Source organism: Paenibacillus silvestris (genome assembly GCF_009882985.1).
GTDB classification, from domain to species: Bacteria; Bacillota; Bacilli; order Paenibacillales; family NBRC-103111; genus Paenibacillus_E; species Paenibacillus_E silvestris.
In genome coordinates, this window is sequence record NZ_WTUZ01000022.1 from 149,844 (window position 1) to 173,862 (window position 24,019).

Consider the following 24,019-nt stretch of genomic DNA (forward strand, 5'->3'; position numbering starts at 1 on the left):
GGCAGGATGGTGCTGTAATCGGATGAGAATGACGAATATGCTGCATTTCACGGAGAATCACAGGTTTTGTGTAGGCCGTGAATTTTCTTTAAGCAGTTTGGATTTTAAAATGTTGGCCATGATGTACCAGCCAATGATCGGTGGTTTGGCTATAAGTCTCTATCAGGCTCTCTATCAGCAGATGAGTGCGGAAAAGGTCGGATTTTCGCCGCTAGAGCAGCAGCGTAAGCTATTTCTATTGCTTGACCTAGAGCAGGGAGAACGAGGCCGGAAGTATTTGATTGAGCAATCTTCCAAGCTGGAGGCTATTGGCCTCTTGCAGACGACCCGCAAGTTTTTGGCGGATGAAGAAGATTATATTTTTGTTTACACGTTGTTCGCGCCGCTTGGCCCCAATGAGTTTTTCCGGAATCAGCATTTGACACTGCTGCTCCGCGACAAGGTCGGCAAGTTCATGCTCCTCTCTCTTCGGGAAGATTTGCTGGCGCCGGAGCCAGAAGAGTGCCGCGAAGCTACGGAAGAGAATTTATCAGTTCCCTTTTATGATCTATTCAGGCTTAATACCCAAGTGGTTGATTATGAGTTGGAGCAAGCACTATATGAAGCTTCTGCGAGTAAACAGGGTGAAGCTCGTATGGATGTCACGACCAAAGGCTTCCAATATGCAGACATTATCATGAGGTTCCCACGCGGAGCGAGTAATCGGATTTTCGTCGAGGCCCTCAAACATAAGCCAGATCAGATGGCGGCCATTAATATCGTGGCCAAGAAATATAATCTTTCCCTGCAGGAAACATGCCGATTGCTCGACGAGGATGGCGTGTTTAGCGAAGAAGGCGAGCTGCAGATGGATCTCATGCAGTACAACGCGAACCTCTTTTATAGGCAAAGCAAGAAGCGTGATGAAGAAAGAGAACGAACGATATCCAGATCGGAAGAGGCTGGAGCCGAGGACTCTACCGGACAGGCTGACGAGAAATCAGTTGAGATGGCGTATTATTTGGAAGTGCCACAGCAGCTGCGCGGTGAATGCACGGATCATCAATACAACTACATTATGCGTAACGAGCCGTACACAGCAGTCCTGAAAATGTTCTTTACACAGGGCTCTATTCCTGACGGCGTACTTAATATATTTGAGAAGATTGATTTGAATTATAAGTTAAACGAAGAAGTTATCAATGTATTGATTCATTTCCTGCATATCGATCGCCGTTCTTGGGCGAAGTCTTCGATTGAGGCGGTTGCTTCGGATATGCTCGGCAAGCAGATTATCACGTACGAGCAAGCTGTGGAGTATGTGCGCGAGAAAATCAGCTACAAACAGAAAGCTGCATCCAAAGTCGAGGCTGCTAAGGCTGGTGGAGGCTCCGTGACCAGAGGTCGGCAGGGCAAGACGCAGAAGCCGCACATCCCGATTGTTGTACCGGATGCAGGTGCTGTGGCTTCTTCGAGACTAACCGAAGAAGAGTTGGAAGCTGCCAGAAGGATGGCACAGAAGCTGGATGAGCGCTTTAACCGGAAGAACTGACGAGCAGGTAGCAGAGCCATAGAGTAACAAACCGTAAACCGTAGAGTATCAAGAGATAACACATGTAGGAGGTGCCGCAATCATGGAATCGCTGTCGCACATTCTTAAATCCATGCCTAATTCGGAATGGAGACGAAAGGCGGAGGCCAAAATCAAGGCTGTCATGGATGACGCCTTAGTTCATAAGTTTCGCCAGAAGTATCCGTTTGTCGATGATTATACCGTCAAGATTAATATGAATAAGCTATACCAATACGTGACCGAGTACAAAAGCTGTTCGAACTGTCCAGGATTGGACAACTGCCCGAATGATATGACGGGTCACTATACGATGCTAACTGCCGATACGGATAACGATAGAGTGTACATTCACGAAGAAAAAGTAGCGTGCAAGAAGTTTACTTCCAAGCAGCTGCAGGACGCGATTTCCTCACGAATCCGCACCTTCCACGTAGATCCGCGTATGATTTCGCGCAGCTTCTCGTTTGGTGATATCCTTGAAGCGGATTTGGACCGGGCGAAAGCCGTCATGCAAATCAATGACTACGTCAGCCAAACCATGGAACTCGGACTGCAAGCTCGCGGGCTTTACTTAAGCGGATCATTCGGTACGGGCAAAACGTTCCTGATGGGCTACATGCTGCATCAGCTCGCCAAAGTTGGTATGACGGGGGCTATCGTCTATATGCCGGATTTCGCCGAGGATCTGAAAGGCATGTTCCAAGAGCCGTATAAGTTGAAAGAGACGATCGATCTTCTGAAAGAGACAGATCTGCTTGTTTTTGACGATATTGGCGCTGAAAACCTGAATCCATGGCTTCGTGACCATGTCATTGGGGCGATTGTGAACCACCGGATGAACCGGAAACCGACTTTCTTTACGTCGAACTATGCGCTGCATGATCTTGAGAAGCATTTCAGCTTCACGAACAAGGATGGCGACGAGGAGTATAAGGGACAACGGATTATGGACCGTATTCGTCCTTTTGTTGATGTCGTTGAAGTGACAGGTACAAATAAGCGAGGAAGATCGTAAAGGATGGGCTGAAGGCATCCTTTGCAAGATGAAAGTGTAAAAAGTGCAGCAAACTGAGGAATCAGTTTTAAATTTTGAATTGCCTGCATTTCATACATCAAAATCGCCCCATTTGGCTGAAAAAGAGTAATTATCCTATATTTTGATGTGCTTTATGCAGGTGTTTGCTCAGAAAGCGAAATAAAGCTTGAATTTGTTATAGTTTTTACACGATTCGAGGTCTAAATCCAACGAACAAGACCCTTCTTCCACTGAAACGTGGATGGAAGGGTCTTTATTTTATAAACGAATGTTATGATTTCTTTAAACGCTCTAATTGGGTGGTTACGCTCTCAATCATATGAACAAATGAGGTAAGTTCCTGCGCGCTAGCTGCTTGTGTACGAGCGAAGTGAGTCGTCTCCTCGGAGCCCTTCTGCACGAGCTCAAGCTTCTGTGTGATCAGCTTCAGCTTCTTCTGGATCGTGTCCAGCGCTTCACGTGAATGCGTGGCTAGCTTACGCACTTCGTTGGCGACAACTTCAAAGCCGCGGCCATGCTCGCCTGAGCGTGCAGCTTCGATAGCTGCATTGAGGCCAAGCAGATGCGTCTGGTCGGAGATTTCCTTCATCACGGAACCCATCTTCGAAATATCTTTGATTTCATGTTGGAGTTCATCAATTCGGTGATTGGATAGATCTTGCGACTCCGCCGTTTTGATCGCCGTACTGGCTACCGTTTGACTGCTGCCACCTAGCTCGACCATCATGGAAGCAAGGTCTTGTACAACACTGGAGATGGTCGTCAGCATGATAGCCTGCTCATCCACCAAGGTCTGAATTTTCAACTTCTCATCCTGCTCGTAGGCTTCCAAAACAAGTTGGCTGTCCAGATTGAACATTTTACTTAACGCATGGAGCACTTGCGTCCACTCATCAGGCATGATTTCTTTGAAATGCTGGGTAGCTATGTCTGTATATTTTAAATAGGTGCCCAAATACCAGGAGGTTGTCAGGCCGATACGGGAGTGTACTTTTCCAATATATAAACGTTTCATTATGTATTCATCATCAATAAGGCCGGATGCCATGGATAGAAAGTACCAACGCTGTGTTTCTTTTAGGCGCTCGATCGTGCTGTGCTGTTTAATAATCGCTACGAGCTCAGGAACTTGGATGATGTCCGCATACAGTTGGTCGACGAGTTGTTCTACAACACGTTGGAAAGCTTCTTCTTTGCTTTTTAGCAATCGTAAGTCTGCGTTCGTTAAGCCGATATAAGAAATGAGTTTTTGACGTTCTGGATGAACTTTAATCATTTGAATCGTTAGTCTCCTTTGAAATTAGGGAATGATCTAATGAAATGAAGGCTGATCTAATGAAAAAACCGCCCTACACAACAGTGCAAAGCGGTTGACTTATGGGCTTGTACAAGCCTACTTCATTACTTGAATAACAGTTGCAACGGCTGCAATAATAAACAATATGCCAAAGAACGCGCCAAATCCGATACCAACATCCATGAAATCGTTACGCGGCTCTTCATACACGTGAAGCTCAGGGTGTTTAGGATCGCTCATGTGGTTACCCCCTAACGTCCGACATTCTAAAGTTTAAACTTAGTATACCCAAATTCGTCGAAACTTGTAAAGCTAATGGAAGTGACAATTATGCAAACAATAACAGACAGAAGCGGAAACAATAAAATAAGTCTTGACTCTAACATTAGTGTGATGGTTTACAATAAGGTTATCCTTACTTGATCAAGGAAAAGGAAAAAGGTGAAAGCCATGCGGATTAGTGAATTATCCAAGCTTACAGGTGCCAGCATTCGTTCATTGCGGTACTACGAGGCCAAAGGGCTTATCGCAACACAGCGCGAAGAGAATGGCTATCGGGTGTTTAACCAAATGGCTGTTGAGCGCGTGAAAACCATTCAGTTTTATTTGAGCCTAGGCTTTACGACCGAACAAATTGAGAGTTTTCTCAACTGCGTCATGAAAAATCAGGAGTCGCAATGCGATGATCTGCTGCCACTCTACACAGAGAAGCTGCAGGACATTGAGCGGCAAATGGAAATGCTGCAGATGCTGCAGGCAAATTTGAAGGATCGTATCGCTTATATTGAGCAGCAGAGGCTTCAAGGGCTGCCAGTTGGAGTGCCATCCAAGTAGGTTCCAGAGCCTGCCAGATTGCTAAGTTATGGTTTGGTTGAAATGGCCTATGGGTGTGGTATACTTTACATGTTGACGTTCATCGGTAGCAATTACTACTTGATGTTATAAATCCATTCTTAGAAGGAGGAACTATCATGGCAATCGTGAATGTTTCTGATAACAGCTTTAAAGCTGAAGTTGAGAGCGAAGGTACAGTACTTGTAGACTTCTGGGCACCTTGGTGCGGACCTTGCAAAATGATCGCTCCTGTTTTGGAAGAGCTTGATAAAGAAGTAGAATCATTGAAAATCGCAAAAGTGAACGTGGATGACAATCCAGAGTCCGCTGCGCGTTTTGGCGTAATGAGTATCCCAACACTGATCGTTTTCAAAGACGGACAGCCTGTTGATAAAGTGGTTGGTTTCCAATCCAAAGAAGCTTTGAAAAATGTTGTAACACGTCATCAATAAGTTGTTTCTAATTAGAAACAATTGTTCGTGAGAAAAAGCTCATTTTCTGCTATGCTGAAAATGAGCTTTTTTGTGTGCGCGAAAGGAGATAGGAATCATGACGGAGTTTGAACATGAGCCAGAGGACGCGGCCGTCCGTGAACAGCGTCTAGAAACAATTAAACATAAGCTTTCCTTATTACCGGATAAACCTGGTTGTTATATAATGAAAAACCGCGAAGGTACGATTATCTATGTAGGAAAAGCCAAAGTGCTGAAGAATCGTGTGCGCTCGTATTTTACAGGAAGCCACAGTGCGAAGACGCAGAAATTAGTCAGCGAAATTCGCGACTTTGAATATATCATCACCTCCTCCAATGTGGAGGCGCTCATTCTTGAATGTAATCTGATTAAGCAGCATCATCCTCGGTACAACGTCCTCCTCAAGGATGACAAGACGTTCCCTTACATCAAGATTACCCATGAAGCTCAGCCGCGTCTGGAAGTCACGCGGCGGGTGTACAAGGATAAGGGCAAGTACTTCGGCCCTTATCCGAATGCTTTCGCTGCCCAGCAGACCAAGAAGCTGCTGGACCGGTTGTATCCACTGCGCAAGTGCAAGACAATGCCCGATAAAGTATGCCTATACTATCATATCGGGCAGTGTCTGGCGCCTTGCGAGTACGACGTATCCGCTGAGCAGAATGAGCGGATGGTGCAGGAGATCACCCGTTTCCTGAACGGGGGACACGATGTTATTAAGGAAGAGCTGACGACCAAGATGCTCGCGGCAGCAGAAGAACTGAACTTCGAGCGCGCGAAGGAGCTGCGCGATCATATCATGAGCATCGATGCTTTGATGGAGAAGCAGAAGATCAATGCCGTTGATGCGCAGGACCGCGACGTGTTCGGCTATGCGGTAGATAAAGGCTGGATGGCTGTACATATCCAGTACATGCGCCAAGGCAAGCTGATCGAGCGGCACGTCTCGCTGTTTCCGTATTATGGTGATGAATACAGTGATTTCATCACCTATGTTACGCAGGTCTACATCGACAACCCTGCGCTGCCGAAGGAGATCTTCCTGCCTAGCATGCCTGAGGCAGAGGCGAGCACTGCCCCTGAGGCAGACGTTGCCTCGGTGGAGCAACCTGAGCAGTCCTCTGCGCAAGCGGAGGCTGAAATGAAAGATGTCCGCGAGGCAATGGAATCGTGGCTGAAGGTCAAGGTCCACATCCCGCAGCGCGGACTGAAGAAGCAAATGGTCGATATGGCCAAGGATAACGCCCGTAACGCACTGGATGAGAAGTTTCGTCTCGTGGAGCGGGACGAAAGCAGGACCACCAAAGCCGTGGAAAACCTCGGCGAGTGGCTCGGTATGGGCAAGATTCGCCGAATTGAAGCGTTCGATAACTCGAACATTCAGGGGACGAATCCGGTCTCTGCCATGGTCGTTTTTGTGGATGGGAAGCCTGACCGCAAAGAGTACCGCAAGTACAAAGTGAAAACCGTCATTGGCCCGGATGATTACGAAACGATGCGCGAGGTCATTCGCCGCAGGTACGAGCGAGTGCTTAAGGACAATCTGACGATGCCGGATCTTATCGTTGTCGATGGAGGCAAAGGGCAAATTTCCGCCGCGGTCGATGTTTTGGAGAATGAACTAGGGCTATACATTCCGATTTGCGGGTTAGTAAAGGATGCCAAACATAAGACGGCGCAGCTCATGATGGGAGATCCTGCGGAGATCATTCCTTTGCCGCGGGACAGCCAGGAATTTTATCTGCTTCAACGGATTCAAGATGAGGTCCACCGCTTCGCAATCACATTCCATCGGGAAACGAGAGCGAAGTCCATGGTTGCCTCGCAGCTCGATGCCATCCCTGGTATCGGGGAGAAGCGCAGGAAGGCTCTCTTGAAGCATTTCGGTTCGGTACGCAAAATTAAAGAGGCCGAAGTACAAGACTTCAAGCCTCTTGGTATAGGTGAGAAATTAGCGGGCGATATTCTTAAAGCGCTCCAAGGTGAGGCGGCGGTTCCCCTGGAATAAGGGGACCCCGCCTTTTTCCATGCAGCCATGTAAGGAAATAGCCGACGATTGCTGGAAGCAGGAGATACAAGATCCCACAGAGCACATCATTTACTTGCCCTAAGGAGAAGAGCGACATTCCCATGAGAATGCTGTCCATGCAGGCATGGGCGAAGACGGCGGTTATGAAGCCATACTTGAGGAACACATAACCAAGAATGATGCCGATAATGGTTACCTCGATTAGCCGCGTATAGACCGGATAGATCGGATACTGGGTGTGGCTTGCAGCCCAAATCACACTAGGAATGAGAATCGCAATAAAATTATTGCGGAACAATTTTTTGAATAATATAATGCCGAGCAACCGGTAAGTGGCTTCTTCCGATATCGCTGCAACCCAGGCCATCAAAGGAAAGAGGCGGGGCTGCACCATGTTGAGGACGGAGTCGGTTGGATCATTGACAGCCCAAACTTCAAATTTTACATCCCCTGTATAGAAGAGGACCTGCTGAATGCCGAGGATGAAAAGCGCTAGCAAGTAGCCACGCCCCATGCCATAAAATACATCTGTACCGTAAGTGTGTTCTTTCCAAGTTGGCCACTTGGGCTGCCCGATCGCATTCCACAGCCCGTTGCCGGCTACCAGTGAAAAGTAGAGCGAAATAGCGAGCCCAACCGCCAGCACATTCATGAAGATGATCGTTGCCCATGTGGTGAACTCATCATTCGGACCTCCACCGCTAATTAAGCGGAAGGCAGGGTACATATTTAAGTTATTGATGATATAAATGGCTAAGAAAATAGCAGTCAGCAGAAGTCCGCTGCGAAATCTCATTTGTTTGCGATAAATGATAACAAGAACGATGGCGGCAATGGTCATCAGGATCGAGAAGCCCATAGAAATCCAGGTCATCACGGAAGCTGAATGATCCTGCGCATCAAGCCAATCTAGATGTGAAGCCGGTAAGCTGAAGAGAACAGTGTAGCCAACCAAGCTCTTCTCATCGAATTGGGTGCGAACTTGTAATTTCGATTCTCCCATAGGCTGAGATTGTTTTTCATAGTATAGAACCAAGCCGGAGTTTTGTTGTGCTCCCTCTTCCACTTTATCAATCGCCTTCATGTCATCCGGATCAATGCCGCGGGCTCGCATCTCCTGCTTGGCCATAATGTCAGCCTTTTGCTTGCTGATTAGCGCGCTCTCGCCATTAGCGTGATAGACCTCACGCCATCCGATCACGGCGCCATCCGTGTAGTTGATTTCAACTTCGAACTGACGGCTTTTTTTGGCATCACTTACGTTTACTTGATAAAAGTCTAACGGATAGCGTTTGCCGAATGCCGCATCATAGCTTTCGGATAAATGCTCCTTTTGCAAATAGCCGCTGCGTTCTTTTTTGGACTGGTACGCTACAAAAGTGTTGGCCCCTTTGATCGCATAGCGCTCGTTGATAAAGGCAGAGGCGTGTTCTGCGGCCTGCTGTTTGGTGATGGAAGGGTTCTCGCCTGCTGGTGCCTCTTCCGTTTGTAAGCCATACAAAGCTGTTATGCCCACATAAAGGGCTATGCCTATACAGGCTAAGAGGATGAGAAATCGATTTAATTTCGGCCTTGGCATCATTAAGTTCCCTTCTGAGTTCACGAGTATGTAACCTTCATTCCACGTTACCATGAGTTTTAAAAGAATGCGAATTTTAGGTGGAAATACAAACCAAACAGTTATATAATACGTATATTTGCATGTGAGGCCGAATGACTTGCGTCTAGCTGGGAACGCTACCGTTGGCAGCATTTGGACATATCGTTTCTATTGTTTCTTCCGTATCATATACTAGGAGGCCCTATGCGTAAAAAGTTAAGAGTTTGGCAGATGACACCACCACAAATTCTAGTTCTTGGGTTTGCCATCATCATCCTTATCGGAGCAGGTCTCCTCATGCTGCCGATTGCATCAGCGACTGGCCAATCCATGCCTTTTATAGATGCGCTTTTTACTTCAACTTCTGCGACCTGTGTGACAGGACTAGTTGTGGTCGATACGGGAAGTACATATACCATGTTCGGTCAGATCGTGATTGTCTCCTTAATTCAGATTGGCGGACTAGGGTTTATGACGATGGCTACACTGCTTGCCCTTGTTTTCCGCAAAAAGATTACCCTCAAGGAACGCTTGGTGCTTCAAGAGGCTTTCAATCAAGGGAGTATGGAAGGCATTGTCCGTTTGATCCGTAAAGTGATTATTTACTCCTTATCCATTGAAGCGATTGCTGCAGTGATTTTCACGATTCGCTGGAGTTTTGACCTCGGTTTTTCTAAATCGCTGTACTTTGGCATTTGGCATGCTATTTCCATGTTCAACAATGCAGGATTTGATTTATTTGGGACCGTCGATGCTCCTTTCGTTTCCTTAACAGGATATGCGAATGATTTTGTGATTAACTTTGTTGCAATGGCCCTCATTGTCTTAGGGGGTTTAGGCTTTGTTGTTCTGTCGGAAGCGATGGATTATCGCAAAACTAAGAAGCTTTCCTTGCACTCCAAGGTTGTACTAAGTACGACTGGCATTCTTATTGTTGCAGGAGCTCTTATCATTTTTATATTCGAATATACGAATAACAGAACTTTAGGTTCACTTGATTTAGGTGGCAAAATACTTGCTTCCTTCTTTCAATCCGTTGCGCCGAGGACGGCTGGTCCGAATACGGTGGATATTGGCGGTCTTCGTCAAGCATCGCAGTTTTCCATGGTTATTCTCATGTTTATTGGAGCCTCTCCGGGTTCCACGGGTGGGGGGATCAAAACGACGACTTTTACCATCTTGATCGCTGCCATAGTCACCATGATCCGGGGAAAAGAGGACATCGTTATTTTCCGCTATCGCCTGGCAAAGGACCGCATTCTTAAAGCGATTACCTTAACGATGATTGCCTTATTTCTAGTCATTATTGTTACCATGCTGTTATCGACTACGGAAGATTCGCAGCTGCTCAAAATATTATTTGAAGTCACTTCCGCGTTCGCGACGGTAGGACTAACGATGGGCTTAACGCCAGATTTAACGCTCTTCGGTAAAATTCTCATCAGCTTGACGATGTTTGCCGGGCGTCTGGGCCCGATCACGCTCGCTTATGCGCTTCAGCCGAAACAAGAGAAGGAATTATTTAGATACCCAGAGGGTAAGATTACGATTGGATAGGGGAAGCCAAACAGATGAAGAAAACGCAATATGTGGTTGTTGGGCTTGGGCGATTTGGATCAAGTATTTCCAAAGAACTTGTTAAGCTCGGCAATGAGGTGCTTGGCATTGATAAAGATGAGGAAAAGGTAGACGAGATGAGCCATGAGCTTACGCACGCCGTTGTGGCAGATGCCACCGATGAGGATGTGCTGAAGTCTTTGGGAGTGCGTAACTTTGATTGCGCAGTCGTAGCGATTGGAGACGACATACAGTCCAGTATTTTAGCGGCGATTGTATTGAAGGATTTAGGGATCAAGAAGGTTGTAGCCAAAGCCTTGACTGAATTGCATGGGAAAGTTTTGCAAAAGCTAGGGGTTGACCGGGTTATCTATCCCGAGCGTGACATGGGGATTCGCGTAGCCCACCAGCTTAATTCACCGAACTTATTAGATTATATTGAAATTTCTAAAGATTATACGATTGCAGAACTCTCTGTTCCGAAAAGGCTGTGCGGGCGCACGATTAAACAGTTAGATCCTCGTGCCAAATATGGCTGCAGCGTCGTAGCGATTAACAAGCAATCTGGCGTTATTATTGCTCCTACGGCTACTGATATTGTGAATGAAAATGATGTCATGGTGATCATCGGAACGAACGATCAAATTGAAGAATTCGAAAGTGAAGTTATTCGATAAATGGAGAATGCTACTTCTGGGCTTATCGAGCATGTTATCGTGCTACTGGTGATTATTTTCGGATTAGGAATGCTGTTCGGGAAGGCAGCAAACTGGCTTAAACTTCCTGATGTCGCCATGTTTCTTGTGGCAGGCATGATTGCAGGGCAAGTCTTTCACTGGATCTATGAGCCAAGCACTTCTTTTACGAATCAATTCATTCTCGTTATCGGGTCAGCGTTAATTCTCTTTGACGGGGGGCGCAACATTAAGCTCTCTGGTTTGCGTCAAGTTTGGCTTACTGTCGGTATGCTGAGCATTCCTGGTGTGATCATTACCTGCGTGGCGGTTGCAGCGGCTTCGCATTTCCTTCTGGATCTGCCATGGCTGTATGCTTTGCTGCTTGGCGCAATTATTGCTTCTACAGACCCAGCTACGCTCATCCCCGTGTTCAAACAAGTCAAAATCCGCACCAAAGTCAGAGAGACGGTGGAAAGTGAGTCGGCATTTAATGATGCGACGGCTTCCATCTTGACATTTTCGCTAATTGCTATCCTCTTAGGTACGCAGGAAGTCTCTTTCCTTTCAGGTACGCTTGATTTTGTTAAAACAGCTCTTGGAGGCCTGCTTCTTGGAGCTGCTATCGGCTATGTGATGACCTTTCTGACAGCCCATCTGAAACTTGGCATGCTGAGGGATTACGCAACAATCGCGATGGTCGTTACCTCGTTAGGTGCTTATATGGCAGGAGAAATCCTCGGTGTTAGCGGGTTTATGGCGACCTTTACAGCGGGGCTGATTTGGGGGAATGCAGGCACCTTCAAGCTCGGTATGGCGGATAAGCAGCATGAAATGGACCATTTTTCCGAAAATATGACGGTTATCATGCGAATGTTGATCTTTATTTTGCTAGGGAGTCAAGTGAATTTCCCAGTCATTCTCGCGCATTTTTGGACGAGTTTGGGTGTCATCTTCGTATTTGTCTTTATTGCGCGTCCGCTGACGGTACTAATCTGTACGTGGCCGGACCGCAAGGCGAAGTGGAAGTGGAATGAAATCATCTTTATGTTCTGGGTTCGTGAAACAGGTGTCATTCCGGCGGCGTTATGCGGGATGGTGGCAGGTATGGGGATTGCACACAGTGATCTTATTGCAAGTGTTACTTTTATGGCTGTGCTGATCACCATCCTTATCCAGGCAAGCACAACGGCTTTTGTGGCGAAAAAGCTGGGACTTGAAGTAAAGTCGGACGGGCCAGAAAGCTCATAGGTCCGTCATATAGGTCTCAACGAGAGAATTTCGAGGCGAAGGTGGACTCCGAATGTACAAAGTATTAATAATCGAAGATGATCCTATGATTGGCGATATGATCTCCATGTATTTGGGCGAAGAGGGATTTGAAGTCATTCGGATGGAGACGGGGCAAAAAGGGATTGAAGCCATCAAACAGTTTGCCCCTGATGTTATTTTGCTGGATCTGATGCTGCCAGATATGGACGGACTGGAACTGTGCAGCCAGGTGCGAACTACGTCACGTGTCCCGATTATGATTGTTTCGATGAAAAATAAAGTGGTTGAGCGGGTGGCCGCGCTCGGGGCTGGAGCGGATGATTTCATGTGCAAGCCGTTCAGCATGCATGAAATGAGTGCTAGGGTCCATGCGTTGATCCGCCGATCCAATTTCTATCAAAATGCAAGTGACAGCGCACGGATGAACCCGCCGGCACGCCAAGATGCAAAGTCAGAAAGAGCAGAGGCGCTGCTGGCGGATAAAAACAAAATTATTCTGGATGTCCAAACTCGTTCGATGATTGTTCAGGGGCAGCTTGTCGAGACGACCTATTCAGAGTTTGAAATCATGAAATGTTTCGTCAATCACCCTGGCCGTGTCTACACGCGAGAGGATTTATTGCAAACCGTCCGGGGCTTCGATTCCTATGTCACTGATCGCGCGATTGATGTGCATATTGCTAATCTCCGTAAAAAAATCGAAGACAACCCCAAGGAGCCTAGACGGATTCGAACCGTATGGGGTGTGGGATATAAGTTTGTTTATTAGTTTGAAAAGAACCTCTAAATGTGCTCGATAACCCGAGCGTATTAGAGGTTTATTTGTGTTTAGCAAAATAGCTGATCGTTTGTTCGATGAATTTCAGGGACTCCGGGCTATCTGTCGCTTGGTCGGAGTAGATCAGCGAGGTAGTTCGCTTCGTTTGTTCTAATTCCACTAGATAACGCAGAATTAATTCATTATTCTGAATTAAATCTTCTCGCAGATACGACTTGGGAAGCAGGGTCGCCGTCTTGCAGGTAGACACGAGTCGGATGATTGCCTCGAAGGAATCGATCTCCATTTGGACATTGGGAAGAATCGTATAGCGATGAAACAGCTCATCCATCAAGATGCGATACCAGGTGCCTTTGGAGAAGAGGATCATAGGCAGATCATTCAAATCGCTCATCGTAATGTTGACACGATCGATGAAGGGGTGCCCCAGTGGAAGCACTAGACAAAGATGATCATCGAACAATGGCTCGCAGTGCAGGCTCGACGCATTGATTTGGGAAGCGACGATACCGATGTCGACCTTATTTTCCTTAACCAAGGTCACAATTTCATGCGTTTTGCCTGTAAGCAGTTTAATTTCCGTGAGAGGGTAAACCTGCAAGTAATGAGTAATCAGATCTGGCAGCGTAGCTTGCAAGGTAGTTAAACTGGCACCAACCGTAATCGAAGAATGAGTGCCCGCAGATTTGTACATTTGAAGGGTTTGCTTAAATTTCCGTTCCAAATGACGGAGCTCGAGCGCATGGTCGTAGCAGATTTGCCCTGCTTTGGTCAGCTCGAGACGCTTCCCTTTGCGGATGAATAGTTCCACGCCCAGCTCTTCTTCCAGCTTCATGATTTTGCGTGAAAGAGCTGGTTGTGAGATATTAAGCAGCTGAGATGCTTTATTCAGACTCACTTGTTCGACAACAACAGCGAAAACATCCAAGAGTTCCATGTTTTTTTCAACTCCGTATGCATTTGTATATGCAAATTTGTTATAAGTATATATAAAAAAACGGCACTTCCATTATAAGCGTAGAAGAGGTACGATGTACATGTCACTTTTTATTCACATTTATTGGACGACAGTGTATATTCGCTCACTAATTAGGCGTAAAATAGGCGTGGATGATTATGGGTTGACGCTCGTTTGCGGCGAGAGTAGAATGGTATGTGGCTTGTTTTGTCAGAACATGTCGGATCGTATTTATGAAATTTTATTGAGGGGGGAATTGGTTAAATTATGGGTAATTCGTATTACTTTCGAAAGATCCACTCTTTGCTTGGAGTCATTCCGGTAGGCTTCTTCCTTATTGAGCATTTGCTCACTAACTATGAAGCTACGAAGGGTCCTGAAGCATTTGTAGATCAAATTAACTGGTTGAACGGTCTGCCGTTGGTCCTGCTGTTAGAAATCGTGGGTATCTGGCTTCCGCTTCTTTATCATGCCGTTTATGGACTTTATGTAGCTTATCAAGCACGTAACAACGTGTCGAACTACAGCTACTTCCGTAACCAAATGTTTATGCTTCAACGGGTAACTGGCGTCATCACGTTCCTGTTCATAGCTTGGCATTTGTTCGAGACTCGTCTGCAAGTTGCGCTAGGCAATGTTGCACACGAAAATCTCGGTATGACGATGCATGATATTGCGACGAATCCAGTTGTGTTTACGTTATATGTCATTGGTATCGTTTCAGCAACATTCCATTTCTGCAATGGTTTATGGTCATTCCTAGTTAGTTGGGGAATTACAGTTGGACCTCGCGCACAACGTTACTCCTCCATTATTTGGATGGTATTGTTCGTGGTGATGTCCGTGATGTTTATTATGTCTTTGACTGCATTTACAGATACGCAATTTCAAGTTCCGGTAGAAGCGAGTACGGGGCATTAAGGGAGGGTGAACAGAAGTGGCTAATTCGAAAATCATCGTCGTTGGCGGAGGCCTTGCGGGACTCATGGCGACAATTAAGGCAGCGGAGGCCGGGGTTCACGTGCAATTGTTCTCCTTGGTTCCTGTTAAACGTTCCCACTCCGTATGTGCGCAAGGCGGCATTAACGGTGCGGTGAATACAAAAGGTGAAGGGGACTCCACATGGGAGCACTTTGACGATACCGTTTATGGTGGGGATTTCTTAGCGAATCAACCGCCTGTTAAAGCATTATGTGATGCAGCACCAGGCATCATTCACTTGATGGACCGTATGGGTGTTATGTTCAACCGTACACCAGAAGGTCTTCTTGATTTCCGTCGTTTCGGCGGAACGAAATATCACCGTACGGCATTTGCGGGTGCAACGACAGGGCAACAGCTTCTGTATGCACTTGATGAGCAAGTACGCCGCTGGGAAACAGCTGGTCTCGTAACAAAGTTCGAGCACTGGGAATTCCTCGGTTCCGTTCTGGATGAAGAGAATGTTTGCCGTGGTATTGCGGCTCAAGATCTGCGCAGCATGGAGATTCAAACATTCCCGGCTGATGCTGTCATTCTAGCAACAGGCGGCCCTGGTATTATCTTTGGTAAAACGACGAACTCCGTCATTAACACAGGTACGGCAGCGAGTGCTGTTTACCAACAAGGCGTTAAATATGCAAATGGCGAAATGATTCAAATTCACCCGACGGCGATTCCTGGCGATGACAAGCTTCGCTTGATGTCAGAGTCCGCACGTGGTGAAGGCGGTCGTATTTGGACTTACAAAGACGGGAAGCCTTGGTACTTCCTTGAAGAGAAATATCCGGCGTACGGCAACTTGGTGCCTCGTGATATCGCAACGCGCGAAATTTTCTCCGTATGTATCGATCAGAAGCTTGGTATTAATGGTGAAAACATGGTTTACCTTGACCTTTCTCATAAAGATCCCAAAGAGCTTGATATCAAGCTTGGCGGTATCATGGAAATCTACGAGAAGTTCATGGGCGATGATCCACGCAAAATCCCAATGAAAATTTTCCCGGCGGTTCACTATTCCATGGGCGGTATGTGGGTTGACTACAACATGATGACGAACATCCCAGGCTTGTTCGCTGCGGGTGAGTGTGAGTATCAGCATCACGGTGCAAACCGTTTGGGCGCGAACTCCCTTGTTTCGGCCATCTATGACGGCATGGTTTCCGGTCCTAAAGCGGTTGAGTATATTCGTGGTCTAGAGAAGCATGCGGATGATACTTCCTCCATCGTGTTCGATCGTGAGAAAAAACGTCACCAAGATCGCTATGAGAACTTGCTCAAAATGAACAGCGGGACAGAAAATGCTTATGTTCTGCACAAAGAACTAGGCGACATGATGAATGCGAATATGACGGTTGTTCGTTACAATGATCGTCTTGAAGATACAATCAGCAAAATCAAGGATATGAAAGAAAGATACAACAACATCAACATCACAGATACAGCTCGTTGGAACAACCAAGGTGTTGCGTTCACACGCCAACTCTGGAACATGTTCGAGCTTGCTGAAGCGATGACGGTGGGTGCATTAATGCGTAACGAAAGCCGTGGCGCGCACTATAAACCAGATTTCCCAGAACGTGATGATGACAACTTCATGAAAACAACGATTGCCGATTGGACGCCGGAAGGTCCGAAAATCAGCTATGATGAAATTGATGTATCTTTGATTGCACCGCGGAAACGTGATTACTCCACGGAGAAGAAAAAGGGAGGACATTAATCATGGCTGAGACACTAAGCGCACAAAAAACCGTGAAGTTTATCGTGACTCGTCAAGAGAGTCCGGATTCTAAGCCTTACACAGAGGAATTCGAAGTTCCTTATCGTCCTAATATGAACGTCATCAGCGGTTTGATGGAAGTGCAGCGTAATCCTAAGAACGCGCGTGGTGATAAAACAACGCCAGTATGTTGGGAATCCAACTGTCTGGAGGAAGTTTGTGGAGCTTGCTCCATGGTTATTAACGGTAAGCCGCGCCAAGCTTGTTCGGCTCTGATCGATAAGCTGGAGCAGCCAGTTCGCGTAGCTCCGATGAGCACGTTCCCTGTTATGCGTGACCTTGTCATCGACCGTGGACGCATGTTCAACGCTTTGAAGAAGGTCAAAGCATGGGTTCCGATTGACGGAACGTATGATCTTGGACCAGGACCGCGTATGGCGGAGTCGAAGCGTCAATGGGCATACGAGCTATCCAAATGTATGACATGTGGTGTATGTTTAGAAGCTTGTCCGAACGTTAACGACAAGAACTCTTTCATCGGGCCATCTGCGCTTTCCCAAGTTCGTTTGTTCAATGCTCACCCAACAGGTGAAATGAACAAAGACGAGCGTTTGGATACGCTGATGACAGATGGCGGTATCGAAGGCTGTGGTAACTCGCAGAACTGCGTACGCTCATGTCCGAAAGGCATTCCGCTGACGACTTCTATCGCAGCATTGAACGCTGACACAACGAAACATTTGTTCAAGAAATGGTTAGGCGTGTAAGAGTTAAGAATAAAGCCCGATACCCTGAGCTACAGGGTGTCGGGCTTTTGTGCATACAGGGGTCAGTTTGCTGGGGGGAGCGCGTTCGTCTCCGCCCAATCAGCGTTATCTATAGGGGAAGTCTGTAGAGGATACTGGGTTGCCGGCTGTTCCTGGCTTGATGCCGGAGAGGGAACTGTTCTGGTTTTTGATGAAGCAGCCATACTGATATCTAACATACTTAAGTGGAAATGAATCGAATACATCGTCTGCACCTCCAAGACAGTTGTTATTATGTAATATATTATTACACAATTGGATGAATTGACAACAAAATAATTATTTGTGTTATGTATATTGACATAAGACTAGGATGTAAGTATGATAAAGACAAATGTAAGAGTTGGTTACAACCTCATAGCAAACTTGTTTTCTAGGGTTCCGCGGCAGATGAAGGCTGTCGGTCTGGTCCAAGAGAAGACACACGGTGACATTCATCGTGCACACGGAGGGATAAAAGCCCGGGAGGATATCAGAATATGATATCGTTCCGGGTTTTTCTTTTTACCAGTTTAAATGGAGAGGGAGAATCAGAATGAGAAAAAGAATGGTATTTCTGATGATGGCGTTGTTACTCGCTTTTACGGTAGTGAGCGGATGCTCGAGCAAGGAGGCAGCAAGCACGGCAGCAGGTGGCAGTGATCAGCCTATTAAATTGGCGCTCAGTCCATGGCCGGGTTGGTTTGTTTGGTATTTGGTGAAGGAAAAGGGCTTCTTTGAGAAAAATGGTGTGAAGGTTGATCTTGTTTGGTTCCCTGTCTACAGCGACTCTTTATCCGCTCTTGCGTCAGGCAAAGTCGATGCGAATAGCCAAACCTTGAGTGATACGCTTGCTCCTGCAAGTAAAGGGATTCCACTCAAAGCAGTGCTTGTGAACGATAACTCCAATGGTGGAGATGGCGTCGTAGTGAAGCCTAACATCAACTCTTTGCAGGAGTTAAAAGGGAAGAAAGTGGCAACGGAGCTAGGCACGGTTGATCATCTACTCATGCTAACTGCGCTGGAGAAGGCTGGCCTCGCTGAGAAAGACGTCTCCTACACCAACATGACGGTTAATGATGCAGGACCTGCTTTCATCTCTGGCAACCTGGACGGTGCCGTGCTGTGGGAGCCATTCCTGAGCAAAGCGATTCAAGAGGGCAAAGGCAAGTTGTTATTCTCCTCCAAGGATACACCGGGACTCATTCCTGATCTGCTCGTATTTAAGGCAGAAATAACCAAAAACCGTCCGGAAGACGTAAAGAAAATTCTTAATGCCTGGTTCGATGCGTTGGACTACTGGAAAGCTAATCCGGAAGAATCTCTACAAATTATGGCGAAGGCGGCAGAAACGCCAGTGGATGAATACAAAGCTGGAGTCGACAGCGTGAAAATATTTCAGCTAGAAGATAATGTGAAAGCATTCCAAAAAGGTGACTCCTACAGCTCCCTGCACTATACATCCCAGAAGACAGCCGAGTTCTTGAAAGGCTTGGAGATGCTGACAACCATACCGAAAGCTGAAAGCTTCTTGGACGGACACTTTGTCGAAGAAGTGATGAAGGAACGCAAGAAATAACAGGTGAGTGAGAGGTGCTCTATGGAAACGGCTATGAAAAAAAAGCGCAAATCCACGTTGTTTGCCATACGAGGCGACATCAATCGTAAAACGTATGTTTCAGGCATTGTTCTCATTATATGTTTGGTAGTAGCATTCTGGAGTGTGCTCAGTTATGGCAATATGGTTAATCGAACATTCTTGCCTACACCGGATCAGGTGCTTCGTCAATTTGCCATTCAGCTGCAGAGCTCCGTATTCTGGCATCATGTTGGTATGAGTATTTTCCGTGTTGGTGCGGGCTTCTTGCTTGCTTGTTTGCTGGGTATACCACTTGGTATTCTGGCGGGTACCTTTCGCTTTGCGGAAGCGCTGCTCGTTCCTCCGACCGAATTTATCCGCTATATGCCGGCAACGGCGTTCATCCCGCTGATTATGGTTTGGGCTGGAATTGGGGAATGGGCGAAGGTTATCGTCATCTTCATCGGCTGCTTCTTCCAGCTCTTGCTGATGGTGGCAGACAATACCCGATCGGTTTCTAATGATTTGCTGCAAACCTCGTACACCCTTGGCGCGAATCGCTGGCAAGCCATTGAGAAGGTGCTGATCCCCGCCTTGCTGCCTGATTTGATGAACACCTTGCGCCTGATCATTGGCTGGGCGTGGACGTATCTTGTCGTGGCAGAGCTGGTTGCGGCTAGCAGCGGCCTAGGATTCTCCATCATGAAGGCGCAACGGTTCCTGAATACGGATCAAATTTTCGTAGGCATTATCGCCATTGGCTTGCTTGGATTGATGACGGACCGCACATTTGCATACTGTCACCGCCGATTTTTCCCATGGCTGGAAGGAGGACGTTAACGAATGCGAGCACATCAACAAGCCTTACATATCGAACCTTTGCATGAACAAGAGATGAAAATGAGCAAGATTATGGCTTCCGATGTTACAAAAGTGTACAGTTCGAAGAAGTCGCAGTTTGTAGCGCTGGACCGGGTTTCCTTCCATGTGGATGCCCATGAGTTTGTGAGTTTTGTTGGTCCCTCCGGCTGTGGGAAGTCCTCTCTCTTGCGAATTGTTGCGGGTTTAGAGACAATGACAACAGGATCCCTGAGCATTTCGGGGCATGAGATTGATGGCCCTGGCGCTGATCGCGGAATGGTGTTCCAATCCTACACATTGTTCCCTTGGCTTTCTGTGCGGGAAAACATTGAGTTCGGACTGACGCTGAAAGGTGTTCCTATTTTCGAAAAAAGAGCCATTTCCGATCACTTCATGGAGCTTGTGGGCTTGCATAAGTTCGCCAGAGCGCTGCCGAAGGAGCTCTCCGGCGGGATGAAGCAGCGGGTGGCAATTGCAAGAGCACTCGCCAACAACCCGGAAGTGCTCCTGATGGATGAGCCATTCGGGGCGCTCGATCCGCAGACGAAAAATACGATGCAAGAGCTGCTGCTGCGCATCTGGGAGAAAGAAAAGACAACCGTCGTCTTCATTACCCATGATATCGAGGAGGCGATCTTCCTCTCCCAGCGTGTGTATGTGATGCAGGCGCACCCGGGCACAATTCGCAAAGAAATCGTCATTCCACCTGGATTACGGGACGTGGAAGATGTGAAGGATTCAGAATCTTTCCTGAAGTTGAAAAAGCAAATTATTTCCCTGATTGGATATCATGAGGAATGAAAAGAAACTTGGCCGTTATTTAGGTCAAGTTTTTTTGTTTTTAGAAGGTGGAGTTTCGAAGGGGTGTCTGAGGCAAGCTCATTGGATGAATTCCAACGAAGATGCGATTTTAGATGCCTAAATGCCTATTTGATTGGACAGAATCCAGCGAAGCTATGAATTTTGAAGGGGGTTAGCGGCTTTTTAGCCATTGAGGTTGGATTTCATCCAACCAAAAGAAGAATGAACACGTCTGTACCGTGTTCTCGTTGTATTTCATCCAATGCAGTTACACAGTAGGACCGTCAGACCGTAAGACCGTCAGGATGAAACTTGGATAGACTGGACATTCACTGGAAAATTTACTTTTACTGTTCTAATTGACGTGTGATTGGCTGTTCGATAGAATAAATGAAAGTGATTCATAAATGAGGGAAATCATGTGAACAGAAATAAGCAGCCCACAATTGTCGATGTAGCCTCGGAAGCCGGTGTTTCCATTGCTACCGTATCGAATGTTATTAATCGCAGGAAGGTGCCAATGGCCCCAGAAACGATTCGCAAAGTGGAAGAAGCCGTTGTTCGGCTAGGCTATCGCAGGAATGTGATGGCGACGAATTTGAGCCGCCGCAGGTCCTACGAACTTGGGCTAATCATTCCGCATTTTGGCGGCTATTATGGCCGTTTTGCGGAGAAGCTGGAGCAGAAGGTGCATCATTTTGGCTACCATTTATCCATCTTCTCAGCTGCTGGTATGGATCCGGAGATTGAGCAGCGCCATCTGGAGCACTTATTGCAGCGCAGAGTAGATGGCTTGGTGAGTCATGGATTAGCAATGAGCATGCAGTCTACGCAGCAGTTGGTCGGAGAGGGCACGCCCCTTGTCATCTTCAACGGGTGGGGATGGCCAAGTGAAATCGTCAAATTGGCGGTTAATTTGGATTTTGCGAAAGCGTCTTCAGAGGCTGTTCAGCATTTTCTTGAGAATGGTTGCCGCTCCGTCATGTATGCAGGCAGAAGTAAAGGAATGGGAGCTAACGAACAGCGTATTCAAGGATTCATGGCTGGACTAAGCGAGCGAGGAGAATCTACCGTGCATGCGCTTTTGGATGCAGGCGACCTTGGAATCGTCGGTACGCTTGATGAAGCGCTGCGCTTGAGTGGTGAATTGCGGCCAATCGGGATCTATACGTTTAATGATGCGTTGGCGCTTGAATTGCTGGCATTGTGCCATGAACGAGGGATATCGGTGCCGGAGGATATACAGCTCATTGGGATGGATAATGAGTTTTATTCGAGGTCAAGCTTCCCGTCCATTACCAGCTTTGAGATGCCGGTTGATTTGCAAACCAGCTTGGTGGCCGCCTTCCTCATGAGACAGATCGGAGAAGATTTGGACGAAGAGAACACGCAGCTGCTTGAGGAATATTTGCCTCGTGTGACGGGGCATGAGTTGTTTATTGATCTAGAGATGATCGAACGGAAATCTTCAGGCAAATAAGAAAGACCATTGATCACCTGGCATGAGGGATCGATGGTCTTTGTTTTTTGGGTTAGAGAAGTGGCAAGGTGCTGGAGGCAGTGTTCATGCTGTTTTGATGCTTCAAGAAGGCTTTGCCGTATTCGCCATGCGGATTTATTTCGGCGTGCTCAATTTGAATAGTGGCATGCTCGATGCCGTATTTGCTTTTGAGTGTTTCATTGATGGCTAGAATCACGCAGAACGGTTGAATGTTGGGATTTATGAACACGTGGGCGGTTAAGGAGTAATGGTCCGTTGAAACGGCCCAAAGATGCATTTCATGCACATCCTCGACGCCCTCGACAGAGGCAATCTGCTTGCGAATTTCGTCCAGGTTATAACGCTCCGGCACGGATTCCATGAGAATCAGATATGATTCACGAATGATTTTGCTGCCACCGATGAAAATAATACCGCCAATCACCATGGAGATGAGTGGGTCAAAAATGAGTAACCCCGAATAATAAATAATAATCGAAGATATGATAACGCCAACCGAGCTGAGCAGATCGCCAAAAAAGTGCCAAAGGGCGCTTTTGACATTCAGATTATCCTCTTCCTTGACGCTGTTATGGAGCACCAAAGTGAGCACCAGATTGACGATGAAACCGATCGAAGCAATCCCTAACATGAGGCCAAGCTGGATCGGCTGAGGATGAATCATGCGCTGAATGCCTTCAATGAAGATTCCTAAGGCGATGACGCAGAGGGCTAGGCCGTTAAGGAATGATGCGATGATCTCAAACCGGAGGAACCCGAACGTGAATCGTGCATTCGGCTGCCTAGTTGCGAGGTGCAGGGCAATCATGCTTAAACCTAGCGCGATGACATCCGAGATCATATGGGCCGAATCCGAAAGCAGCGCGAGTGAATTGGAGAGCACCCCGCCGACAATTTCTACAATGGTGAAGAATGCAGTTAGCAGGAGGGTAATCCACAATGTTTTTCTGGATTTCGTCTGTTCTTTTACGTGATGAAGATGGTGGTAGTCGTATTCCGTATTCATACGATCCCTCCTTATTTATAATGATTCTAATTTAATTATTATTATATGCTAGGGGGAGGGAAGGTGCAACCCTTTTTGGAGTTATTTACAGATTAAACACATTTTCTGTGGAGTCTGCAAAATAAGCAAGAAGGGCGTATAGGCGTGTAGAAGCGTATGGAAAAGTATAGAAACGTATGGAAGCCTAAAAAGGCGTATAGAAGTGCTTAAAGATGCTTAAAGAGGAAAAAAATAAAGCGTTTTCTATTTTGTAACATAAATGAAATATTCCTGTTATGGTTCCATAATGTTTGGGGGGTAATATAATAACCAAGACCCCCTTTTTAATATAAACTTTTTGAACCCGGCCCCGTTGGCTGGGTTCCTTTTTTTGTTTAGGGCATGTAAGCCTTTCTTACCTCAAACAATCCAGTCAGAGTATCCCGAAAAAAGAGGGAAACCGCTATAACGGACCTTATCGCCGTTATTGTATGCAAATTGCCTTTATTTGCATCACTAACGGACCCCAGTAACGTTATCTTGTCATTTCACATCACAAATTCACTCTTAAGGGGTAAATAGCTGCGCTGATGTCCGTTAGAATTCTAGAGAGTCACAATTGTTGCAAATAGGGGCTTCTCGGTCCGTAAGGGATTCGAATTGTCGTGGCTTAGAAGCATAGCTACGTACTGAATCTCGTAACTAAGATTACTGCACACGGAAATCAACATGCATGAATTAAGTTA

At 46.7% G+C, this 24,019-nt stretch carries 21 protein-coding genes and 1 riboswitch; of the genes, 16 read left to right on the forward strand and 5 right to left on the reverse strand.

Annotation, left to right across the window (positions count from 1 at the left end; translation table 11 throughout):
* Positions 1-22 precede the first annotated feature (22 nt).
* Both GQF01_RS21220 and dnaI read left to right on the forward strand, forming a co-directional pair.
* Positions 23-1,531, forward strand: a complete 1,509-nt coding sequence (locus GQF01_RS21220; protein WP_161408699.1) for a replication initiation and membrane attachment family protein — start codon at positions 23-25, stop codon at positions 1,529-1,531.
* An 82-nt stretch (positions 1,532-1,613) separates the two neighbouring features.
* Positions 1,614-2,567 carry a primosomal protein DnaI gene (gene dnaI / locus GQF01_RS21225; RefSeq protein WP_161408700.1) on the forward strand — a complete coding sequence of 318 codons (954 nt, stop codon included), beginning with the start codon at positions 1,614-1,616 and terminating at the stop codon, positions 2,565-2,567.
* A gap of 292 nt (positions 2,568-2,859) precedes the next feature.
* Here dnaI and GQF01_RS21230 read toward each other — a convergent pair whose 3' ends face one another.
* Both GQF01_RS21230 and GQF01_RS21235 read right to left on the reverse strand, forming a co-directional pair.
* Positions 2,860-3,864 (reverse strand): globin-coupled sensor protein, encoded by a 1,005-nt coding sequence (locus GQF01_RS21230; RefSeq protein ID WP_161408701.1) that lies wholly within the window; start codon positions 3,862-3,864, stop codon positions 2,860-2,862.
* Between the two features lie 117 nt (positions 3,865-3,981).
* The gene (locus GQF01_RS21235) at positions 3,982-4,125 is read right to left on the reverse strand and encodes a YqzM family protein (protein ID WP_161408702.1); all 144 of its coding nucleotides are present in this window, start codon (positions 4,123-4,125) and stop codon (positions 3,982-3,984) included.
* Between the two features lie 210 nt (positions 4,126-4,335).
* On the opposite strand from GQF01_RS21235, the gene GQF01_RS21240 reads away from it, so the two are divergent.
* The 3 genes from GQF01_RS21240 (at position 4,336) to uvrC (ending at position 7,200) form a co-directional block, all read left to right on the forward strand.
* The gene (locus tag GQF01_RS21240) at positions 4,336-4,719 is read left to right on the forward strand and encodes a MerR family transcriptional regulator (RefSeq protein WP_127453203.1); all 384 of its coding nucleotides are present in this window, start codon (positions 4,336-4,338) and stop codon (positions 4,717-4,719) included.
* Between the two features lie 137 nt (positions 4,720-4,856).
* Positions 4,857-5,171 carry a thioredoxin gene (gene trxA / locus GQF01_RS21245; RefSeq protein WP_161408703.1) on the forward strand — a complete coding sequence of 105 codons (315 nt, stop codon included), beginning with the start codon at positions 4,857-4,859 and terminating at the stop codon, positions 5,169-5,171.
* Between the two features lie 97 nt (positions 5,172-5,268).
* On the forward strand, positions 5,269-7,200 hold the full coding sequence (gene uvrC / locus GQF01_RS21250; RefSeq protein ID WP_161408704.1) for an excinuclease ABC subunit UvrC: 1,932 nt from the start codon (positions 5,269-5,271) through the stop codon (positions 7,198-7,200).
* On the opposite strand, the gene GQF01_RS21255 is transcribed toward uvrC, so the two are convergent.
* On the reverse strand, positions 7,160-8,974 hold the full coding sequence (locus GQF01_RS21255; RefSeq protein ID WP_161408705.1) for a CPBP family intramembrane glutamic endopeptidase: 1,815 nt from the start codon (positions 8,972-8,974) through the stop codon (positions 7,160-7,162). The genes uvrC and GQF01_RS21255 overlap by 41 nt on opposite strands.
* 51 nt (positions 8,975-9,025) lie before the next feature.
* Here GQF01_RS21255 and GQF01_RS21260 point away from each other — a divergent pair, with 51 nt between their 5' ends.
* From GQF01_RS21260 to GQF01_RS21275, 4 genes are read left to right on the forward strand one after another with little or no spacing between them, the layout of a single operon-like run.
* Positions 9,026-10,378, forward strand: a complete 1,353-nt coding sequence (locus tag GQF01_RS21260) for a TrkH family potassium uptake protein (protein ID WP_161408706.1) — start codon at positions 9,026-9,028, stop codon at positions 10,376-10,378.
* 14 nt (positions 10,379-10,392) lie between these two features.
* A complete protein-coding gene (locus GQF01_RS21265; protein ID WP_161408707.1) occupies positions 10,393-11,055 on the forward strand; it encodes a potassium channel family protein in 663 nt (220 codons plus the stop codon).
* Complete coding sequence (locus tag GQF01_RS21270) at positions 11,056-12,303, forward strand: cation:proton antiporter (RefSeq protein WP_161408708.1); 1,248 nt, start codon at positions 11,056-11,058, stop codon at positions 12,301-12,303.
* 52 nt (positions 12,304-12,355) lie between these two features.
* The gene (locus GQF01_RS21275) at positions 12,356-13,093 is read left to right on the forward strand and encodes a response regulator transcription factor (RefSeq protein WP_161408709.1); all 738 of its coding nucleotides are present in this window, start codon (positions 12,356-12,358) and stop codon (positions 13,091-13,093) included.
* Between the two features lie 49 nt (positions 13,094-13,142).
* Here the strand turns inward: GQF01_RS21275 and GQF01_RS21280 are convergent, their stop codons facing one another.
* On the reverse strand, positions 13,143-14,039 hold the full coding sequence (locus GQF01_RS21280; RefSeq protein ID WP_161408710.1) for a LysR family transcriptional regulator: 897 nt from the start codon (positions 14,037-14,039) through the stop codon (positions 13,143-13,145).
* Positions 14,040-14,327: 288 nt separating this feature from the next.
* Here GQF01_RS21280 and GQF01_RS21285 point away from each other — a divergent pair, with 288 nt between their 5' ends.
* The 7 genes from GQF01_RS21285 to GQF01_RS21315 all read left to right on the forward strand — a co-directional run bounded on the left by GQF01_RS21285 (position 14,328) and on the right by GQF01_RS21315 (position 22,267).
* Positions 14,328-14,981 (forward strand): succinate dehydrogenase cytochrome b558 subunit, encoded by a 654-nt coding sequence (locus tag GQF01_RS21285; protein WP_161408711.1) that lies wholly within the window; start codon positions 14,328-14,330, stop codon positions 14,979-14,981.
* A gap of 16 nt (positions 14,982-14,997) precedes the next feature.
* On the forward strand, positions 14,998-16,761 hold the full coding sequence (gene sdhA, locus GQF01_RS21290) for a succinate dehydrogenase flavoprotein subunit (protein ID WP_161408712.1): 1,764 nt from the start codon (positions 14,998-15,000) through the stop codon (positions 16,759-16,761).
* A gap of 2 nt (positions 16,762-16,763) precedes the next feature.
* Positions 16,764-17,528: a succinate dehydrogenase iron-sulfur subunit gene (gene sdhB / locus GQF01_RS21295; RefSeq protein ID WP_145666837.1), complete on the forward strand. Its 765-nt coding sequence runs from the start codon at positions 16,764-16,766 to the stop codon at positions 17,526-17,528.
* Between the two features lie 401 nt (positions 17,529-17,929).
* Positions 17,930-18,037, forward strand: a riboswitch (guanidine-I (ykkC/yxkD leader).
* Positions 18,038-18,102: 65 nt separating this feature from the next.
* Complete coding sequence (locus GQF01_RS21300; RefSeq protein WP_161408713.1) at positions 18,103-19,125, forward strand: ABC transporter substrate-binding protein; 1,023 nt, start codon at positions 18,103-18,105, stop codon at positions 19,123-19,125.
* 21 nt (positions 19,126-19,146) lie between these two features.
* Positions 19,147-19,965, forward strand: coding sequence for an ABC transporter permease (locus tag GQF01_RS21305; protein ID WP_235960129.1), 819 nt, complete (start codon positions 19,147-19,149; stop codon positions 19,963-19,965).
* A gap of 3 nt (positions 19,966-19,968) precedes the next feature.
* Complete coding sequence (locus tag GQF01_RS21310; protein ID WP_328803503.1) at positions 19,969-20,787, forward strand: ABC transporter ATP-binding protein; 819 nt, start codon at positions 19,969-19,971, stop codon at positions 20,785-20,787.
* Positions 20,788-21,208: 421 nt separating this feature from the next.
* Positions 21,209-22,267 carry a LacI family DNA-binding transcriptional regulator gene (locus GQF01_RS21315; RefSeq protein WP_161408714.1) on the forward strand — a complete coding sequence of 353 codons (1,059 nt, stop codon included), beginning with the start codon at positions 21,209-21,211 and terminating at the stop codon, positions 22,265-22,267.
* Positions 22,268-22,319: 52 nt separating this feature from the next.
* On the opposite strand, the gene GQF01_RS21320 is transcribed toward GQF01_RS21315, so the two are convergent.
* On the reverse strand, positions 22,320-23,294 hold the full coding sequence (locus GQF01_RS21320) for a cation diffusion facilitator family transporter (RefSeq protein ID WP_161408715.1): 975 nt from the start codon (positions 23,292-23,294) through the stop codon (positions 22,320-22,322).
* Positions 23,295-24,019: the final 725 nt, after the last annotated feature.

Bases quoted from the DNA above. Each gene is read 5' to 3' on its own strand.
- dnaI (WP_161408700.1), top strand. From the start codon at position 1,614: ATGGAATCGCTGTCGCACATTCTTAAATCCATGCCTAATTCGGAATGG.
- GQF01_RS21240 (WP_127453203.1), top strand. From the start codon at position 4,336: ATGCGGATTAGTGAATTATCCAAGCTTACAGGTGCCAGCATTCGTTCA.
- GQF01_RS21230 (WP_161408701.1), bottom strand. From the start codon at position 3,864: ATGATTAAAGTTCATCCAGAACGTCAAAAACTCATTTCTTATATCGGC.
- GQF01_RS21255 (WP_161408705.1), bottom strand. From the start codon at position 8,974: ATGCTGCCAACGGTAGCGTTCCCAGCTAGACGCAAGTCATTCGGCCTC.
- GQF01_RS21270 (WP_161408708.1), top strand. From the start codon at position 11,056: ATGGAGAATGCTACTTCTGGGCTTATCGAGCATGTTATCGTGCTACTG.
- GQF01_RS21320 (WP_161408715.1), bottom strand. From the start codon at position 23,294: ATGAATACGGAATACGACTACCACCATCTTCATCACGTAAAAGAACAG.
- trxA (WP_161408703.1), top strand. From the start codon at position 4,857: ATGGCAATCGTGAATGTTTCTGATAACAGCTTTAAAGCTGAAGTTGAG.
- uvrC (WP_161408704.1), top strand. From the start codon at position 5,269: ATGACGGAGTTTGAACATGAGCCAGAGGACGCGGCCGTCCGTGAACAG.
- GQF01_RS21280 (WP_161408710.1), bottom strand. From the start codon at position 14,039: ATGGAACTCTTGGATGTTTTCGCTGTTGTTGTCGAACAAGTGAGTCTG.
- GQF01_RS21265 (WP_161408707.1), top strand. From the start codon at position 10,393: ATGAAGAAAACGCAATATGTGGTTGTTGGGCTTGGGCGATTTGGATCA.
- GQF01_RS21235 (WP_161408702.1), bottom strand. From the start codon at position 4,125: ATGAGCGATCCTAAACACCCTGAGCTTCACGTGTATGAAGAGCCGCGT.
- GQF01_RS21305 (WP_235960129.1), top strand. From the start codon at position 19,147: ATGGAAACGGCTATGAAAAAAAAGCGCAAATCCACGTTGTTTGCCATA.
- GQF01_RS21220 (WP_161408699.1), top strand. From the start codon at position 23: ATGAGAATGACGAATATGCTGCATTTCACGGAGAATCACAGGTTTTGT.
- sdhB (WP_145666837.1), top strand. From the start codon at position 16,764: ATGGCTGAGACACTAAGCGCACAAAAAACCGTGAAGTTTATCGTGACT.
- GQF01_RS21275 (WP_161408709.1), top strand. From the start codon at position 12,356: ATGTACAAAGTATTAATAATCGAAGATGATCCTATGATTGGCGATATG.
- GQF01_RS21300 (WP_161408713.1), top strand. From the start codon at position 18,103: ATGAGAAAAAGAATGGTATTTCTGATGATGGCGTTGTTACTCGCTTTT.
- GQF01_RS21260 (WP_161408706.1), top strand. From the start codon at position 9,026: ATGCGTAAAAAGTTAAGAGTTTGGCAGATGACACCACCACAAATTCTA.
- GQF01_RS21310 (WP_328803503.1), top strand. From the start codon at position 19,969: ATGCGAGCACATCAACAAGCCTTACATATCGAACCTTTGCATGAACAA.
- GQF01_RS21285 (WP_161408711.1), top strand. From the start codon at position 14,328: ATGGGTAATTCGTATTACTTTCGAAAGATCCACTCTTTGCTTGGAGTC.